The 16080-nt window shown below is 37.4% G+C and carries 16 protein-coding genes; 11 read left to right on the top strand and 5 right to left on the bottom strand.

The features are described 5' to 3' along the window. Positions 1 to 173: 173 nt before the first annotated feature. Positions 174 to 692: a YobA family protein gene (locus N782_RS18005; RefSeq protein ID WP_052111420.1), complete on the top strand. Its 519-nt coding sequence runs from the start codon at positions 174 to 176 to the stop codon at positions 690 to 692. A gap of 201 nt (positions 693 to 893) precedes the next feature. Here the strand turns inward: N782_RS18005 and N782_RS18010 are convergent, their stop codons facing one another. Next, on the bottom strand, positions 894 to 1553 hold the full coding sequence (locus N782_RS18010) for a fumarylacetoacetate hydrolase family protein (protein WP_036823534.1): 660 nt from the start codon (positions 1551 to 1553) through the stop codon (positions 894 to 896). Between the two features lie 141 nt (positions 1554 to 1694). Between N782_RS18010 and N782_RS18015 the strand changes: the two genes are divergently transcribed. Next, complete coding sequence (locus N782_RS18015; RefSeq protein ID WP_036823537.1) at positions 1695 to 2873, top strand: acyl-CoA dehydrogenase family protein; 1179 nt, start codon at positions 1695 to 1697, stop codon at positions 2871 to 2873. Positions 2874 to 3077: 204 nt separating this feature from the next. Here the strand turns inward: N782_RS18015 and N782_RS18020 are convergent, their stop codons facing one another. Next, positions 3078 to 4334, bottom strand: coding sequence for a BaiN/RdsA family NAD(P)/FAD-dependent oxidoreductase (locus tag N782_RS18020; RefSeq protein WP_036823538.1), 1257 nt, complete (start codon positions 4332 to 4334; stop codon positions 3078 to 3080). 114 nt (positions 4335 to 4448) lie between these two features. Between N782_RS18020 and N782_RS18025 the strand changes: the two genes are divergently transcribed. Together N782_RS18025 and N782_RS18030 are read left to right on the top strand one after the other, a co-directional pair. Beyond that, on the top strand, positions 4449 to 6074 hold the full coding sequence (locus N782_RS18025; protein WP_036823539.1) for a putative polysaccharide biosynthesis protein: 1626 nt from the start codon (positions 4449 to 4451) through the stop codon (positions 6072 to 6074). Positions 6075 to 6092: 18 nt separating this feature from the next. Then, positions 6093 to 6821: a pseudouridine synthase gene (locus N782_RS18030; RefSeq protein WP_036823540.1), complete on the top strand. Its 729-nt coding sequence runs from the start codon at positions 6093 to 6095 to the stop codon at positions 6819 to 6821. 202 nt (positions 6822 to 7023) lie between these two features. Here the strand turns inward: N782_RS18030 and N782_RS18035 are convergent, their stop codons facing one another. Further along, on the bottom strand, positions 7024 to 7242 hold the full coding sequence (locus tag N782_RS18035; RefSeq protein ID WP_036823541.1) for a DeoR family transcriptional regulator: 219 nt from the start codon (positions 7240 to 7242) through the stop codon (positions 7024 to 7026). Between the two features lie 165 nt (positions 7243 to 7407). Here N782_RS18035 and N782_RS18040 point away from each other — a divergent pair, with 165 nt between their 5' ends. The 5 genes from N782_RS18040 to N782_RS18060 all read left to right on the top strand — a co-directional run bounded on the left by N782_RS18040 (position 7408) and on the right by N782_RS18060 (position 12552). Continuing rightward, positions 7408 to 8430, top strand: a complete 1023-nt coding sequence (locus N782_RS18040) for a potassium channel family protein (RefSeq protein ID WP_036823542.1) — start codon at positions 7408 to 7410, stop codon at positions 8428 to 8430. Continuing rightward, positions 8427 to 9839, top strand: a complete 1413-nt coding sequence (pepV, locus tag N782_RS18045) for a dipeptidase PepV (protein WP_036823543.1) — start codon at positions 8427 to 8429, stop codon at positions 9837 to 9839. The genes N782_RS18040 and pepV overlap by 4 nt, the downstream gene beginning before the upstream one ends. A 26-nt stretch (positions 9840 to 9865) precedes the next feature. Next, positions 9866 to 11053: an MFS transporter gene (locus N782_RS18050; protein WP_036823544.1), complete on the top strand. Its 1188-nt coding sequence runs from the start codon at positions 9866 to 9868 to the stop codon at positions 11051 to 11053. Positions 11054 to 11066: 13 nt separating this feature from the next. Further along, complete coding sequence (gene thpR / locus N782_RS18055; RefSeq protein ID WP_036823545.1) at positions 11067 to 11633, top strand: RNA 2',3'-cyclic phosphodiesterase; 567 nt, start codon at positions 11067 to 11069, stop codon at positions 11631 to 11633. Between the two features lie 67 nt (positions 11634 to 11700). Further along, positions 11701 to 12552, top strand: a complete 852-nt coding sequence (locus N782_RS18060) for a nuclease-related domain-containing protein (RefSeq protein WP_036823546.1) — start codon at positions 11701 to 11703, stop codon at positions 12550 to 12552. Here N782_RS18060 and N782_RS18065 read toward each other — a convergent pair. After that, on the bottom strand, positions 12539 to 13558 hold the full coding sequence (locus tag N782_RS18065; RefSeq protein ID WP_036823547.1) for an EAL domain-containing protein: 1020 nt from the start codon (positions 13556 to 13558) through the stop codon (positions 12539 to 12541). The genes N782_RS18060 and N782_RS18065 overlap by 14 nt on opposite strands. A 72-nt stretch (positions 13559 to 13630) precedes the next feature. Here N782_RS18065 and N782_RS18070 point away from each other — a divergent pair, with 72 nt between their 5' ends. Next, positions 13631 to 14572: a diacylglycerol/lipid kinase family protein gene (locus N782_RS18070; RefSeq protein WP_036823548.1), complete on the top strand. Its 942-nt coding sequence runs from the start codon at positions 13631 to 13633 to the stop codon at positions 14570 to 14572. A 209-nt stretch (positions 14573 to 14781) separates the two neighbouring features. Beyond that, positions 14782 to 15585 carry a phosphotransferase family protein gene (locus N782_RS18075; RefSeq protein WP_036823550.1) on the top strand — a complete coding sequence of 268 codons (804 nt, stop codon included), beginning with the start codon at positions 14782 to 14784 and terminating at the stop codon, positions 15583 to 15585. On the opposite strand, the gene N782_RS18080 is transcribed toward N782_RS18075, so the two are convergent. Beyond that, positions 15575 to 15856, bottom strand: coding sequence for a YtzH-like family protein (locus N782_RS18080; RefSeq protein ID WP_036823552.1), 282 nt, complete (start codon positions 15854 to 15856; stop codon positions 15575 to 15577). The two genes, N782_RS18075 and N782_RS18080, sit on opposite strands and share 11 nt — an antisense overlap. Positions 15857 to 16080 lie beyond the last annotated feature (224 nt).

A 16080-nucleotide genomic window follows, 5' to 3' on the forward strand; every position in this document is an offset into this window, starting at 1 on the left:
ATAATGTAAAATGGAATAAGGTTTAATTATTGGTTTTCAATTTATTTACAAGGAATTAATGTCTTTTTATGATTCATTAGTTGCTCTATACATACTTCTTTCTTACCGTAACTCATTATGGTTTATATACGTCTAATAAATGAATAAACAGATGTTTTAGGAGGCTTCTAGTTATGAAAAACTCTTATATTATCTTTACGCTGTTGCTAAGTCTAGTTCTAACAGCTTGTTCTGATGGAGATAAAGTAAGTTTAGGGGAACCAGGTTACAAAGGATATGTGATGGATAAGAGAGAAGGAAGTATCCTAGTGGTAGGGACAGAGCCGAAAGATTTTAGTGAAAATGGCGGTGACCCTGAGTATTATAGTGCGCTTTGGGGTTCCGATGCACCTGATCGGATAGAAGTAGGTCAACTAGTTGAAGTATGGGTAGATGGAGGTGTGCAAGAATCTTACCCTGCCCAAGCGAAGATAAGTGATGTTCGAGTTGTTTCACAAGAAAAAGGAGAGAATGCTGACCTATCGGAAGCAGAAGCATTAAGAAAAGCACTAAATCAAATGGAGAATGATAATGGGATACCTGTTGTGAAATCTACTAAGTTTAGCGAGAAAACAAATAGTTGGTCAATAGAGATACAAGTAGAGAATGCTGGAGAGAAATCCATCTTTACTATGTCGATTAACGATAATTAAGAAATGAAGTCTTCTCATATTTTTTTCTTATGTTTAGAATGATGGTACGACTTTGAATATAACTGATATTTGCTACTATTACTTATCCGTACTATTAAATAAATAGTTAAGCTCGTAAAAAAATCCCTTAGAGTAGTTTGAGCTCTAGGGGACTTTTATTAGGCTTTCTTTCTCTGACTTTACTATAATGGATCACTACTGTTAGGTGTTTTTCATTGAAGTAATTTTTAATGGACCAAATGTATAGGAAGAGTCAGTATGAGGATGATAAAGCTTTAACTCCATGACATCGCCTGATTGAATAGGACCTACTCCTTCAGGGGTTCCTGTGAAAATAATGTCTCCTTCGTTAAGACCAAGATGTGTATCTATGTATTCTAGTAATTCACGAATGGAGAAAATCATTTGCTCAGGTTTCCCTTCTTGAACAACGTCACCATTTTTAACAAGAGAGTATGACAGGTGAGGTATATCTGATTCATTTGGGACAGGAAGAAATTCAGTAAGAACAGCTGATCCTTTAAAACCTTTTGCCAGTAACCATGGTTGACCTTTTGCTTTAAGTGTTGTTTGTAGATCGCGTGCTGTCCAATCGATTCCTAATGCGATACTGTCTATTACCTTATCTAATGATTGGTTAGGATTGAAGGCGGACGCCATCTTGATGACGAGTTCTAATTCATAATGAATTTCCCCTAACTGGAAAGGGAGTTCTAGTTCCCCTTCTGCTGAATGTAGAGAATGGGTTGGTTTTGAAAAAATAACAGGGGATGATGGAACCTCATTTCCTAATTCTCTAGCATGCTTTGCATAATTTCGTCCTACGCAATAAATATTCTTAACGTCACGAAAATCTACCATAATGTCCTCCTTACTAAAATGATTCTAGTTTGAGTGTAGCATATTCGTTCATTAGTTGAGACAAAACTGTATAATCTCATCATTAGCATAATTCCTATAGATTTAATATGATTTAAGAAAGGAAGTCGAAGAGGTGAGGATATGAGAAATTTATATAATAATTTTATAAAAACAGATAGACAACGAGAATTATTTGATTTGGTGGATTCACTAGGTGAAAGTATCAAAGAACGAGCATTACATGCGGATGAGAAAGCAGATTTTCCAGAGGAAACGTTAAGAGATTTGAAGGAGATTGGCTATCCAGCTTTGCCTTTGCCTCATTCTAATGGAGGGAAGGATCTTTCCCTTTATGAGTTGCTACTCATCCAAGAGAGATTAGCAGTTGCGGACGGGTCAGTTGCTTTATCAATTGGTTGGCATATGGGCATTATTATGGAACTAAGAGATGAAGGTTTGTGGTCGGATGAGGATTTTGATGCCCTGGCACATGAAATCCAAAAAGAACAAAAAGTTGTAAATAGAGCAGCATCTGAACCTGCAACTGGTAGTCCAACGAGAGGTGGCCGTCCTGAAACTACGGCTAAGAAAAATGGAAATACGTATAACGTTACTGGAAGAAAAACATTCACTTCTATGGCAAGCGTTTTAGATTATTATATTGTCTCGGCGTATGTAGAAGAGAAAGACCAGGTAGGTTGGTTCTTGATCGATTCCAGACTAGATGGAGTATCCATTGATTATACATGGGACACAGTAGGGATGAGAGGAACAGGCAGTCATGACTTGGTGTTAAACAATGTCCAGTTGCCTGAAGAGAAATTAGTTGAAATGGCTACGAAATCTAAAACACCTAAAGGCTGGTTGTTACACATTCCGGCTTGTTATTTAGGGATTGCTATTGCTGCACGAAATGATGCCATTGATTTTGCGAAGAGCTTTCAACCTAATAGCCTTGATACACCTATTTCTGAAGTTCCCCACATACGACAGAAAATAGGCGAAATGGATTTGAAATTAATGAATGCTCGTCACTTTATGTATTCCATCGCAGACCAATGGGATCGTTATCCTGATGATAGGGAACAGCTAGGAGAAACACTTGGTGCAATTAAAACAGTGGCTACAAACGCAGCCAACGAAATTGTGGATCTTGCAATGCGAGTTGCTGGTGGTAGAGGTTTATCAAAAAATTACCTCTTCGAAAAGTATTATCGTGATGTAAGAGCTGGTTTACACAATCCACCTATGGATGATGCAGTTATTGAAAATTTAGCTAAACAGGCTATTCAAACTGCACCTAAGAAGAAGGATGAATAATATTCAGTATTCAAACAAAAAAGGAGGGAATCCCCTCCTTTTTTTGTTTTATATGAAATAATAAAATTCATTTTATTATTTTTATCAAGTGTTAGGTATCACTCTACCGATTGCTGCTTGGCAAGTGACTATCATTTTCTTCTTTCTAATAGAAAAAGTTGAACGGTTGTGAAAAGAGAAGCGTGTTTTAAGTTTGTTTCTTTTTTAAGAATAAGAGTCATATGCAGCATTTGAACCTGCTAATCTGCCAGTTACGAGCGCAGAGGTGATATTATAACCACCTGTATAGCCATGAATATCTAGGATTTCTCCACTAAAGTAAAGGCGATCCATTTTCTTAGAAGCCATTGTATTAGGAATGATTTCTTTTGTAGAAACACCACCTCCTGTTACGAATGCCTTTTCGATTGATTGTGAATCATGGACATTAAAGGTGAATTTCTTAAAATCATGAATTAGGTTTTGTAGCTTTTCCATTGAAGTGTTTGCTGCTTTATCTTCGGTGGTAATCCCATTCTTGTCCAATAACATTTCAAGATAACGCTCAGGAACCCATCCTTTTAAGAGGTTCTTGACTGTTCGTTTAGGATTGTCTTTAACTAGTTTCTTCATTTCATCAAGCAGTACATGTTCTTTTTGGTCAGGTATGGCATCTATTTGCATCGGAACAGGTCGATTCCCTTTTTTGAATTCTTTTACGACATATTGAGAACAGCGTAATACTGCAGGGCCACTAATACCAAAATGGGTGAAGAGCATATCCATTTGGTGTGTTTTTATGATTTTTCCTTTAGGATTAAGGACAGATAATGCTACATCTCGAAGGGATAAACCTTGTAACGTCTTCTCTTGTATAAATGTTTCCTGAGAAATCAAAGGGACTTCGGTTGGATAAAGGTCCGTTATGGTATGTCCAGCTTTTTCAGCCCAAGCATATCCATCTCCTGTTGAACCAGTATGAGGGACTGATTTTCCGCCAACAGAAATAACTAATGATTTCGTTTCGATTTGTTCTTTTGATTGCAGTTCAATCACATGCATCTCATCACCATAATGAATGGTTTCAACAGGTGTTTGCTTCATGACCGTAATATTAAGTTCATCCATTCGATTAAGCATTGCGTTCACAACATCTTTTGCTTTGTTACTTGCTGGGAACATTCTGCCATGATCCTCTTCTTTAAGAGCTACGCCTAGATTCTCAAAGAATTCAATGATATCGTAGTTATTAAAAACTGAAAATGCGCTATATAAAAAACGACCATTACCTGGAATATGCTTGATGATTTCTTCTTCAGGAAGGCGATTTGTCACATTGCATCTTCCGCCTCCTGAAATAGCTAATTTTGTTCCTAACTTTTTTCCTTTATCAATAAGCAGGGTATTGGCTCCGTTCTCTGCAGCTGCAATTGCAGCCATTAAACCAGAAGGGCCACCCCCAATAACTGTAACTTCATACATTGGTTAGACATTCCTTTCTATGAAAAGACAATTTTCGACTTAATTCAATCGTTATCCATCTTTTATATGATAAAATAGAATGGTTGTATTCTACAAATAAATGCAGGTGAAAAAATGGCAGTATCAAAAATATTAAAAGGAACGATGCTCTTAACAGGAGCCACATTCCTTTCTAAGTTCTTAGGGATGATCTATACGATCCCGTTTAATGAAATGGTTGGAGAAACAGGAGGGGCGTTACTTTATTACGCTTATACTCCTTATAATATCTTAATCAGTGTTTCTACTTTAGGAGTTCCGTTAGCTGTTTCCAAGTTTGTCTCCAAATATAATGCCATTGGAGATTATGAAACAGGGAGGAAAATGTATAAATCTGGCCTAAGTCTAATGGCAATAACAGGTGTAATTGCCTTTTTACTATTATACTTTAGTGCGGACTTAGTTGCACCTTGGATTAAAGGTGACAGTCAAAAAGGGAACTCCATTGAAGACATTGCAATGGTAATCCGAATGGTAAGTTTTGCGCTACTTATCATACCTGGAATGAGTCTCACAAGAGGGTTTTTCCAAGGGTATGAATCTATGGAGCCTACTGCTTTTTCACAAGTTATTGAACAGATTGTTCGTATAGCTTTTCTTTTAACAGGAACGTACATTGTAATGAGATACTATAACGACATGCCACTCGCTGTTGGCTTTGCATCCTTTGCGGCATTCATTGGTGCCATAGCAAGTGCGATTGTGCTTTATGTGTTCTGGAGAAGGAAAAAAGAAAGCTTGGATGAAATGTTAGCTCAACAACAAACAAGCTCGAACATACCTATGAAAGATTTGTATAAAGAATTATTAGCTTATGCAGGACCATTCGTGCTAGTAGGCGTAGCTACTCCCATCTATCAACTTGTTGACATGCTCACGTTTAACCGGGCTATGAGTTCAGCGGGGCTTGGTAGTATAAGTGAAGTATCTCTTTCCGCAATGAACTTATATGGACACAAGTTAGTTATTATACCTGTAACGCTTGCTACTGGGTTATCTCTTGCATTATTACCTGCTATTACGAAATCTTATACAAATGGATTCCAGAAACAATTATTCCACCAAATGAATCAATCACTCCAAATTATTATTCTAATTATTTTGCCAGCTGCAGTTGGAATGAGTCTATTATCAAATGCGGCTTACGCAACCTTTTATGGATTTGAAAATATGGAGATTACAGGTCCACTTCTAGCTTGGTATGCACCTGTGGGATTATTCTTTGCGTTATTTACAGTTACCTCTTCCATTCTACAAGGAATCAACAAACAACGATTTGCTGTGGTGAGTCTAGGAACGGGATTGTTCCTTAAAATAACACTTAACATTCCGCTTATATTATTGTTCGGTGCGAAAGGCGCAATATTTGGTACGGGATTAGCAGTAGTTACTGCGGTTATACTAAATTTAATTAAAATTAGTAGAGCTGCTGCATTCCCACTGAAGCAAATCATCAAGCGAAGTATGTTAATGGGGATATTAACAATTATTATGGTCTTAGTGGTCCTAATTGTACGTTGGATACTAGCTTTACTTGGCCTGCAATTCGATGACGGACGTATGGCAGCGGTAGCTGTGTTATTCATTAGTGCTGGAACAGGTGCGGTTGTGTATTTAGGTTTGGCTTATCAAACGACTTTATTAGAGCGTGTTCTAGGGAATCGCATAAAGGTATTGGATCGGTTTTTAAAACGAAGCTAACGTAAGGAGGTAGGACGTTTGAGAATAGATAAGATGTTAGCCAATATGGGATATGGTACAAGAAAAGAAGTTAAGAAGTTATTGAAGTCAGGTATTGTTCGTGTTGACGCCAAGCCCATTAAGGATGCTAAAACACATGTAAATCCAGAAACGCAAGAGGTTACAGTGTATGGGGAAGTAGTGGAATATCGAGAGTTTATTTATCTAATGATGAATAAACCTCAAGGTCTCATCTCTGCAACAGAAGATGCTCACGATACAACAGTCATTGATATATTGGAACCGGAAGATCATATATTTGAACCATTTCCTGTAGGTAGGTTAGATAAGGATACAGAAGGTCTCTTGCTAATCACAAATGATGGGAAACTAACGCACCAGCTATTATCTCCGAAAAAAGGGGTTGGAAAGCGTTATTTTGCTACGATCGAAGGGGAAGTAACCGAAGCGGATCAAGAAGCATTTCGAAATGGTATTGTATTGGATGATGGATATGAAACGAAGCCAGCAGAGCTTGAGATTATTCATTCTGGACCGACCTCAGAGATTGAGTTAGTTATTACAGAAGGAAAGTTTCATCAAGTAAAACGCATGTTTGAAAGTGTCGATAAACAAGTAACCTATTTGAAACGAATAAGTATGGCTGGTCTAGAACTAGATGAAGACTTAGAACCTGGAGAGTATCGAGAGTTAAATGATGACGAAATTGAACTTTTACATCAAAATAGCTCTCAGTTAAAAGAATAGGTTATTCTATAGAAGACCAAAAAAAGCCCGGATACTTGTTATCCGGGCTTTCTATTACAATATGTGGTTTTCGTTATGATTTAGTTGTCGAAATGACGAAAGGTGTATTATGTTTTTAGGAAAGGAAGTATTTGGAGGTTCTTTCATATCTCCAAAGCCAGAACATACCCCACGAAATCGGGAGTTAGCGCCTTTCTTTATATTATGATATTTTTACTTTTCTTTCAGTAATCGTCCACTGTCCACGATTCGGACTTGTTACCAGCCCATTGTATTGCAAAACATGTAGGTCCCTCTGAACGGTTCGATCTGTGATGCCAAACTCTTCGGCCAAGTCAGTGGTGCTCACCATTCCTTTCTCACGAATATAGAGATAAACAGCTTTTACACGACTTAGCATGCGAGTTGTTGAACGATTCAAAAAACCACTCCTTAAGGTTTGTTTGAGACGTGGTGCCTGGGAATCTTGGAAGTTAAGTTCATTCTACAATAATTCGTTGTATAATGGCTAGTGAATGGCCTAAAATTTACAGAGAATTCATGTTATTTACGATGCGTTATCATTATGTAAACAAAGGAGGATGTTATGATTTTATTACGAAAGCTTTTATTTAAGATGATCAAGATTAACAATACTGTATTATTCGTTAGTAGTATGCTACTTATTGGATTATCTACGGTATTAATTGTACTGGTGGAACCTGATACATTTCCCACTTTTTTCGATGGCTTTTGGTGGGTAATGACGACAGTGACTACTGTTGGATATGGTGACTTTTCACCAGTAACCGTAGCAGGTCGGATGATAGCGATAGTATTGTACATTTTAGGCATTGGCTTAATTGGTGTGGTAATAGGTAAAGTTGTCGAAGGCTTGTCATTATTTCGCAAAAGAAGAAGGGAAGGTAATATTGTGTACAAAGGGAAAAGTCATTACATTATTCTTGGTTGGTCTAAAAAGGCCCACTATGCAGTAAACGAAATGTTAGATACGATGGAAGATACAGAAATTGTCATTATAGATGATTTAGACACAGCACCTCTCTTAGAAGATACTATTCATTATATTAAAGGAAATGCCTCATCTAGAGAAACTTTAGAAAAAGCAAACGTGAGAGAAGCGAAAGCTGTGTTAATTTTTGCTGACGATACACTACAAGATGCTCAGTTAATTGATGGGAAAACATTGCTCATTGCGTCTACCGTTGAGTCCATGACAACCAATGTACATACCGTAGTGGAAGTTATGGAAGAACAGCATATTAAAAACTTTGAGCATGCTAGTGTAGATGAGTTTATATTCTCTAATGAAACGATATCCTCACTTGCTGTACGTTCTGCATTTACAAAAGGTGTCTCAGGGATATATGGGCAATTAATGCGACGTTCTCATGGTGATGACTTATTTCACGTTCCTGCACAGCAGCACTGGGATACATATCGAAAAGCATTTAATGAGTTGCTTGAATATGGTGCCACGTTAATTGCTGATCGTCAGAACCTAAGTATTAATCGCATGCTTGATGAACCTTTACCTAAGGAAGCTGAGCTATATGTCATATGTGACAAAGAAACCTATCAAACAATGAGAAAGGAGATGTCCAAATGAAGCCAGAGTTTACGCTACAAGCCATAAATGAATACCAACCATTTTTATTGGATCACCTAAAATCACTTCTGACTATTCCAAGCATGTATGATGAGTCAACTACTGGAAAAAACAAACCATTCGGACAAGGTATTCATGAAGCGCTGGAGTTTATGTTAGCTCTAGGAGAGAGTGAAGGATTCAACATCAAAAATGTCGATGGGTATGCAGGTCATATAGAATGGGGACAAGGTACAGACCTTATTGGTGTGTTAGGTCATCTTGATGTTGTTCCTCCAGGAGAAGGGTGGAGCGGAGACCCCTTTAGGCCGATAATTTCTGATGGGAAGTTATTTGCTAGAGGAGCTCAAGATGATAAAGGACCTGTAATGGCCGCATTTATAGCATTGAAGTGGTTGAAAGACTTAGGAGTACAACCAAATAAACGAGTGCGTTTTATTGTAGGGACAGATGAAGAGCGTCAATGGAAATGTATGAAGCATTATTTCGAACAAGAAGAGATGCCAAGTCTTGGTTTTTCACCTGATGCCAAGTTTCCTGTTATTCATGCGGAAAAGGGGCTCGTTGATGTTGAATTAACTAAATCGACTACAATGAAACAACCAGAAGAAGTGAAAGCTTCTGTACTCTCCCTTCGTGGTGGAGAAAGGCTGAACATGGTTCCGGAAAAAGCTACTGTTACGCTTAGCTGGAATAGTGCTGCTTTGCCCGAATTGTTTGAGTCCTTTTTGAAAGAAGACGCATGTGAAGGAGAAATCATTCAACAGCCAAGTCATTGGGAAATTACCATGAAAGGAAAGTCAGCTCATGCCATGGAACCAAATAATGGCGTGAATGCATTCGTAAGCATGGTCCGATTCCTTCAAACAATCCCAATTGCTGAGGAACTAAAACAGGACCTTAAATGGATATCTGAGACACTTGCTCCTACTAGAGGGGAACGAATAGGGATTGCATGTCAAGACGATGTATCCGGACCACTAACAGTGAATATCGGACAAGGTTCCATTGAAAATGATAAGATAACTCTTGGTCTGAATATGAGGTACCCTGTAACAGAGGATTTTGATAAGTTGTTTGCAATCTTTAAAGAGGAAGCGAATTCTCAAGGGTTTGAAGAAACGATTATTGAACATTTGGAATCTATTTTCTTAGAAAAGGACCATCCTTTTGTTCAACAATTACTAAATGTATATAAGAAGCATACACCAAATCAAGAGAATGTAGCTCCTATTGCAATAGGTGGAGCAACGTATGCAAGAGCTCTAGAACAGGGGGTTGCATACGGAGCCCTATTTGATGATAGTCCAGATACAGCCCACAATGCAGATGAACATGTTAGAATTGATGATCTTATGAAGGCAGCGTTAATTTATGCAGAAGCACTATACGATCTAGTAACAGACTAGCTTAATGACAGAAAGGGTCCTTACCAATGAATGTAACTAAACCACAAAAAACATATCGATTTTTTCAAACTTTTTATTTCTTTGCCTTTTTTGGATTTGGGGCGCTATTTCCATTATTATCGGTTTATTTAGAAACAGAAAAAGGGTTATCCCATACCCAGATTGGATTAGTAGTAGCTGCAATCCCTATTGTGACTATCTTTATTCAACCTTTATGGGGGATGATGAGTGATTACACAAGAAAACCGAGGCGATTACTCGTCATTGCAGCTGTAATGGCTAGTGTTATGTCATTTGCATACACCTGGTTAGACGGATTTATTCTATTATTACTAGGCATCGTTGGGATTGCTCTATTCCAATCTGCGGTTGTTCCTCTTTCAGATAGTCTGTCACTGAATTTCGTTCAAGTATTTAATAAAGAGTACGGGAACATTAGACTTTGGGGAGCGGTTGGATTTGCTGTTGCTGTCTTTGTAGTAGGTCAAATAACAGATCGTACAGGAGATTTATCATGGATTTTCTATGCATTTAGTCTGGGCCTACTTTTATCCGTGCTGGCTTTGTCTTCATTTCCAAAACAGGGGCAACAGGTACAAGTTGATTTTAGAACAGGGTTTAAGACGCTTGTTAAAGAAAAAACATTTATCGTTTTCTTAGTATCAAACTTCTTAATATTCGGTCCAGTTTTGGCGAACAATTATTATTTTGGTACATTCATTTTAACTACGGGTGGTACATTAACTGGTGTAGGTATTGCCTTCTTAATTGCAGCAGGTAGTGAAGCACCTTTTATGAATATTGCTCAAAAGGTTATTAATCGATTAGATGTTACATTCGTGATGCTGATTTGTGCATTTATATCTGGATCCCGTTGGTTATTTTATTTCTTTGAACCTAGTACAGCCCTTGTTTATGCTACAACCATTGTACAAGGGGTGTCAGTTGGCCTTTATATACCTGCAGCGTTGTTATTTGTGCGTAAAACTGCACCTAAAGCAGTACAAGCTACAGCCGTAGGCATTTATTCTGCAGTTGGAAATGGAATGGGGAATGCTTTCTTCACCTTTATTGGTGGTGTGTTATTGGATTATTGGAGTGTTTATGGAATGTATGGATTCTTTGCAGGCATGACATTTATTGGTATGTCACTCTTGATTTATATTAGAGGTGGTGTAACCATCCCATCTTCTCAAGTAAGCTATTCAGAATAAAGGAGGGTTCAGAATGGATGCTCATTATTTTATTGGGATTTCTTTACCCAAAGAAGTTTCTGCTCATTTATCTCGTTGGCAGAGGGAAATAAAACAACATGCGGAATATAAAAACTGGACCAATCCAGAAGACTTACATATTACGCTTAAGTTTTTAGGTGCAACATCCGAAAAGAAAGTAAAGCAGTTATGTAATGAGTTAGTAGCATGTGGGGATGTTTCTCCCTTCTCACTGAATATAGAAGGATTCGGATTTTTTGGGAACCCATCCTCGCCAAGGGTGATATGGGCTGGAGTCGAAAAAGCTCGGTCTTTACTTTTACTTCAAGAAAGAATAGAGCAAGTTTGTAGCAAGCTAGGGTTTGAAAAGGAAACAAGGACGTATAAGCCTCATATAACATTGGCAAAAAAGTGGCAGGATTCATCCTCTATACATCCAGAATTGGACGCTATTCTTAAGCAAAAAGACTGGTTAGAAACGTTTGAAGTGAATACGTTTACGTTGTTTAAGATACATCCAAAACAGACACCCAAATATGAAGTAGTCCAAAACATATCTTTATCTCCTGAGAACGTTTAGTGGTCAGGAGATAAAGAGCAACCATGAATAGAGTTGCGGTTCTAACAAATAAAAATGAGGGTTAAGTATGGCACAATTAATTAAGTTACAAGATTATGCATCAAGGTACACAGCGGACCCCTATCGTTACCCAAGTCGTTTTATTCGATTAAAGCAGCAGAATTGGAAGCGTATGAAACAGGCTTGGGACAAGTACAAACAGGATGGTCCAGAGTCTATGGATATGGAAATGAAAGAGTACATGTTTAACGGCGACATTCCTGAAACGGAACTCGAGTTAAAGCAGTATTATTTGAATGGCCTGTTACCATTTCAATTCAAATGGGCATCTAGAACGTTGACTGAAATGTCTTTTTTAGATAGATATTATGAAAAAGATTCAACATTAATTTATTTTCTTCAACGTTATCCGGATACGTTTCTATTTATGTATGAACCGATATTCAAGATAAAGAAAGCTCCTGTGGAAACCGATCATCTTCTCATCCATCCACAAGGAATTTATTGTATATCCTATATGGATTTACCTGATACGGACAAGCTCATTGCTGGTGATGATCGAACTTGGTATCAAGAGAATGATCGTATTCGTAGCAGGATGTTGAGTCCACTCATTTCCCTTAAGCGCTCTAGTCGTATCGTTCGCAGTATTCTACATGCATATGAGATAGATTTTCCTGTTAAGCAAATTGTACTCGCACCCAACCACCTTATATCATTTGAATATGAACCTTATCAAACGGAATATATTGGAATGGAAGAGTACGAGGATTGGTTTCATAAAATGCGAACATACTCTTCACCACTTAAGTCCATCCAACTAAAAGCAGTATCTGCTTTGCTAAGCTACACGCAAATCACTTCTGTTCGACGACCAGAATGGGAAGACGATTCAATGGATTCATTTATGCATGACTAAAAGATTGAATAGGAGAAGGGGAAGGTTTGCCGATATAATATCCTTGTCCATACTGAATACCATTATTCTGAAGCCAATAGTATTCTTCTATCGTTTCAATGCCCTCAGCCAATAGCTCCACTCCTAATTCATTCGCTGTGTTCATAACTCTTAAAAGGAAATCTTGTTTTTCTTTTTCTAAATGGCAATCTCGTATATATTCTCTATCAATTTTAACAATATGAGGTTTTAATAGATTCAAAACGTCGATTGTACTATAACCACTTCCGACATCGTCTAACGCAACATTCATCCCAGAAGCCTGATATGTTTCGAAAATATTTTTTAAATGATCCATATTTGTAATTTTCTCTGTTTCTACTACTTCAAAGACCAGGTCAGCTGGGTCAACATTATACCGTCTTACAATATTGAATGTATGTCGCAAACAATATTCTGGTACATAGATAGTCGAAGGTAAGAAATTGATAAAACATTTTTGACCCTTTGGAATATGTTCAGCTTTTGATTTTACGGCTTCTTCTCTTGCTTTTTGGTCCAGCATAGAATGAAGTCCAGCACGTTGGGCAAAGCCGAACAGTTCTCCAGGTGATATGGAGGAGTTTGTAGTTCTTAATAATGCTTCATATCCAAAAACCTCTTTACTTTTTAAATCAATTATAGGTTGAATATGAGACGAGAACTCTCCTTTATAAATAATAGAAGTTAACTCTGGTTGGATTGCTCTCTCATATAGGTGTTGGATGGTTATAGGCATTTGGTTATTGTGGTTGTCTAATAGCTCCACCCACTCATTATGTAAATCGTCTTTCAGCCAATCTTCTAATAGGGTGATCAGATGGTTAGGAGACTGAAAAGGGAAGTAGTATCTATTTTGTTTTTGATTGAAATCAGTTTCTAAAGCCATACTCACTGACAGTTTATTGTACTGTTTAGGGTGTATCGTAATTTGACCTTGTTCTGGAATATCCATTTGAATCCCACAATATTGACATGCGTTGGACAAAATAATCACTCCTTTTTTTACTAGTATAATAAATCTTTGTGATTTTTCCAGTGATTTGAAAAGAGGCGATAAATGATTATGTATATTTTGATAGTAAATCCTACAGCCGGTGATGGAAAGGCGCTACGAGTTTTTAAAAGCATACAGAATGAACCTTTATTTCATCAATTATCGTGTCGTACTTTTTTTACCAAGTATAAAGATCATGGGGAAGAATTAGCCCCACAATTGATTGAAATGTACCCTGACAAAATCATTTCCTTTATTGTGATAGGTGGGGACGGCACGTACCATGAAGTGCTAAATGGTTTGAAGAGCCATAATACAATTCCCTTGGCTTTTATACCAGCAGGCTCGGGAAATGATTTTGCTAGGGGTATCTCCTCTAAGCTAAAAGGTGTGCGGCTATTTAGGAAAATCGTTACCTCTTCTTATTATCGACCTTATTGGGGAGGAGTTTACCGCACAGATAGGCGAAAAACTAATCATAGTCGTCTGTTTGCAAACAGTATAGGCTTTGGTTTTGACGCCGAAATTGTGAGGCGTTCTAATAAAGCTCGTTATAAAAAATGGTTAAATAAAATACATATCGGTTCGCTTGCTTATGTAATCGCATTGCTTGAGTGTCTGTTTCGTTATCAACCAAAAACCCTTACCATTACACAAGATGGAGTTACAACTACCCACCATAACGTTTGGATGCTTACGATATGTATCCACGGATACTATGGAGGTGGCATGAAAATTATCCCTAACTCCAAAATGAATAAAGATAACTTCTCTGTCCTTCTATTAAAGAATATTTCAAGATGGAAGATACTTGGATTATTTTTAACAGTGTTTTGGGGTGGACACCAACACTTTAAAGAGGTATCTATAACGGAATCATCCCAAATTCATTTCTCTTCCTATCAGCCTGTTGCTTTTCAAGTTGATGGGCAATCGGGAATATGCGAAAGCTGTCATGTGAAGAAAGAAACGAAACCTAGAAGTGTCTTTCAATTCAATAAATAGAGAGTTAGGCTTGAATTTATACTATAAAATGCGTTAATCTATTGTCGTGTCTCTAAAAGAACGAAAAATCATCCATGGTAAAAAAGTACTATGAAGAAAATTATAACAAGTTTTAATGTGTTTTGTACAAAAATAAGGTATACTTAAATTTACCTTTTAGCATTTTCGAAACAAACCAACAAAGATTTGAGGAATTGAAGGTGAATTGGTTGGAACAAATACTCGGTCAAGATTGGACAATTACACCAGCAGGCGGATCAACGGGTGAAGCGTATTATGCACAGCGCGATGGCAAACGCCTATTTTTAAAGCGAAATTCCTCACCTTTTTTAGCCGTTCTGTCAGCTGAAGGCATCGTTCCCAAGCTCGTGTGGACTAAGCGTATGGAAAATGGAGATGTCATTACAGCACAACAATGGTTAGAGGGCAGAGAGTTATCCCCTGAAGAAATTCAGCATCCACGAGTTGCCCAACTATTAAGTAAGATTCACCATTCATCTGAGTTATTAGACTTACTTATGAGAATAGGGAAAAAGCCACTAGATCCTGAGAATTTACTACAGGACCTAAAAAATCATGAACAGGATTCAAGTTTTATTGACACTCAAATTGAAATCCACCAGGCACTACGTTACCTTGAGAATCAATTAAAATATGTAGAAAATCATAAGAAAGTCGTCTGTCATTGTGATATGAACCATAATAACTGGTTATTAACAAATTCAGATCAACTTTATTTAATTGATTGGGACAATGCCATGGTAGCCGATCCTGCAATGGATTTAGGGATGATTTTACACTGGTATATTCCAAGGGATGAGTGGAATGAATGGTTGGAAACCTACGGAGTTGAATTAGATGAAGACTTATTAAGTCGAATGCACTGGTATATTATTGCTCAGACCATATCATTCATACAATGGCATAAATACCGAAAAGAAGAAAAACAAGCCGCCCGTTGGTTAAATGATTTAAAGCGGCTTATGATCCAATTAGGAATTATTAATATTTAATATTTTGAATTGACGAAGCCCACTGCGAAAGTTGTGGTTGATTTGTCATGATGTACTCATTTAAATCTTGAGATGTTTCCGCTTGTAAACTGTACTCATATATCTCAGGAAGAATTCTAAGAACATCTTCATCATTAATGTTCTTTTTCGATAATAGTGAACGAACAAGCCTTTGGATCTGTTGGCACTCCGCTTGAGTACCACAACAGTCTTCCGATTGTTCGCTCAATAAATCATATAAAACATGTACTTGGTCTTTAGCTGTTAACATCAGCCATTCCCCCTTTCATCTATAGTTATCTTTTCACCTTAAGAAGGGAAATATGTATGTACAGCTTAACTGATACGAATAAATAACTTTTAAGAGCTTGGCAGCTAATGCCAAGCTTTTTTGATGCTATTCTTTTATAGCCCCATTATGTTGAAGACTTGGATTCGAGATATATTGGATTAGAGAAATGTTTCCGTTGTGTTAATTTAGAGAAAAGATGGGCC

This window comes from Pontibacillus yanchengensis Y32, from assembly GCF_000770635.1.
GTDB lineage: Bacteria > Bacillota > Bacilli > Bacillales > BH030062 > Pontibacillus > Pontibacillus yanchengensis.

Bases quoted from the DNA above. Each gene is read 5' to 3' on its own strand.
- N782_RS18005 (WP_052111420.1), top strand. From the start codon at position 174: ATGAAAAACTCTTATATTATCTTTACGCTGTTGCTAAGTCTAGTTCTA.
- N782_RS18010 (WP_036823534.1), bottom strand. From the start codon at position 1,553: ATGGTAGATTTTCGTGACGTTAAGAATATTTATTGCGTAGGACGAAAT.
- N782_RS18015 (WP_036823537.1), top strand. From the start codon at position 1,695: ATGAGAAATTTATATAATAATTTTATAAAAACAGATAGACAACGAGAA.
- N782_RS18020 (WP_036823538.1), bottom strand. From the start codon at position 4,334: ATGTATGAAGTTACAGTTATTGGGGGTGGCCCTTCTGGTTTAATGGCT.
- N782_RS18025 (WP_036823539.1), top strand. From the start codon at position 4,449: ATGGCAGTATCAAAAATATTAAAAGGAACGATGCTCTTAACAGGAGCC.
- N782_RS18040 (WP_036823542.1), top strand. From the start codon at position 7,408: ATGATTTTATTACGAAAGCTTTTATTTAAGATGATCAAGATTAACAAT.
- pepV (WP_036823543.1), top strand. From the start codon at position 8,427: ATGAAGCCAGAGTTTACGCTACAAGCCATAAATGAATACCAACCATTT.
- N782_RS18050 (WP_036823544.1), top strand. From the start codon at position 9,866: ATGAATGTAACTAAACCACAAAAAACATATCGATTTTTTCAAACTTTT.
- thpR (WP_036823545.1), top strand. From the start codon at position 11,067: ATGGATGCTCATTATTTTATTGGGATTTCTTTACCCAAAGAAGTTTCT.
- N782_RS18060 (WP_036823546.1), top strand. From the start codon at position 11,701: ATGGCACAATTAATTAAGTTACAAGATTATGCATCAAGGTACACAGCG.
- N782_RS18070 (WP_036823548.1), top strand. From the start codon at position 13,631: ATGATTATGTATATTTTGATAGTAAATCCTACAGCCGGTGATGGAAAG.
- N782_RS18080 (WP_036823552.1), bottom strand. From the start codon at position 15,856: ATGTTAACAGCTAAAGACCAAGTACATGTTTTATATGATTTATTGAGC.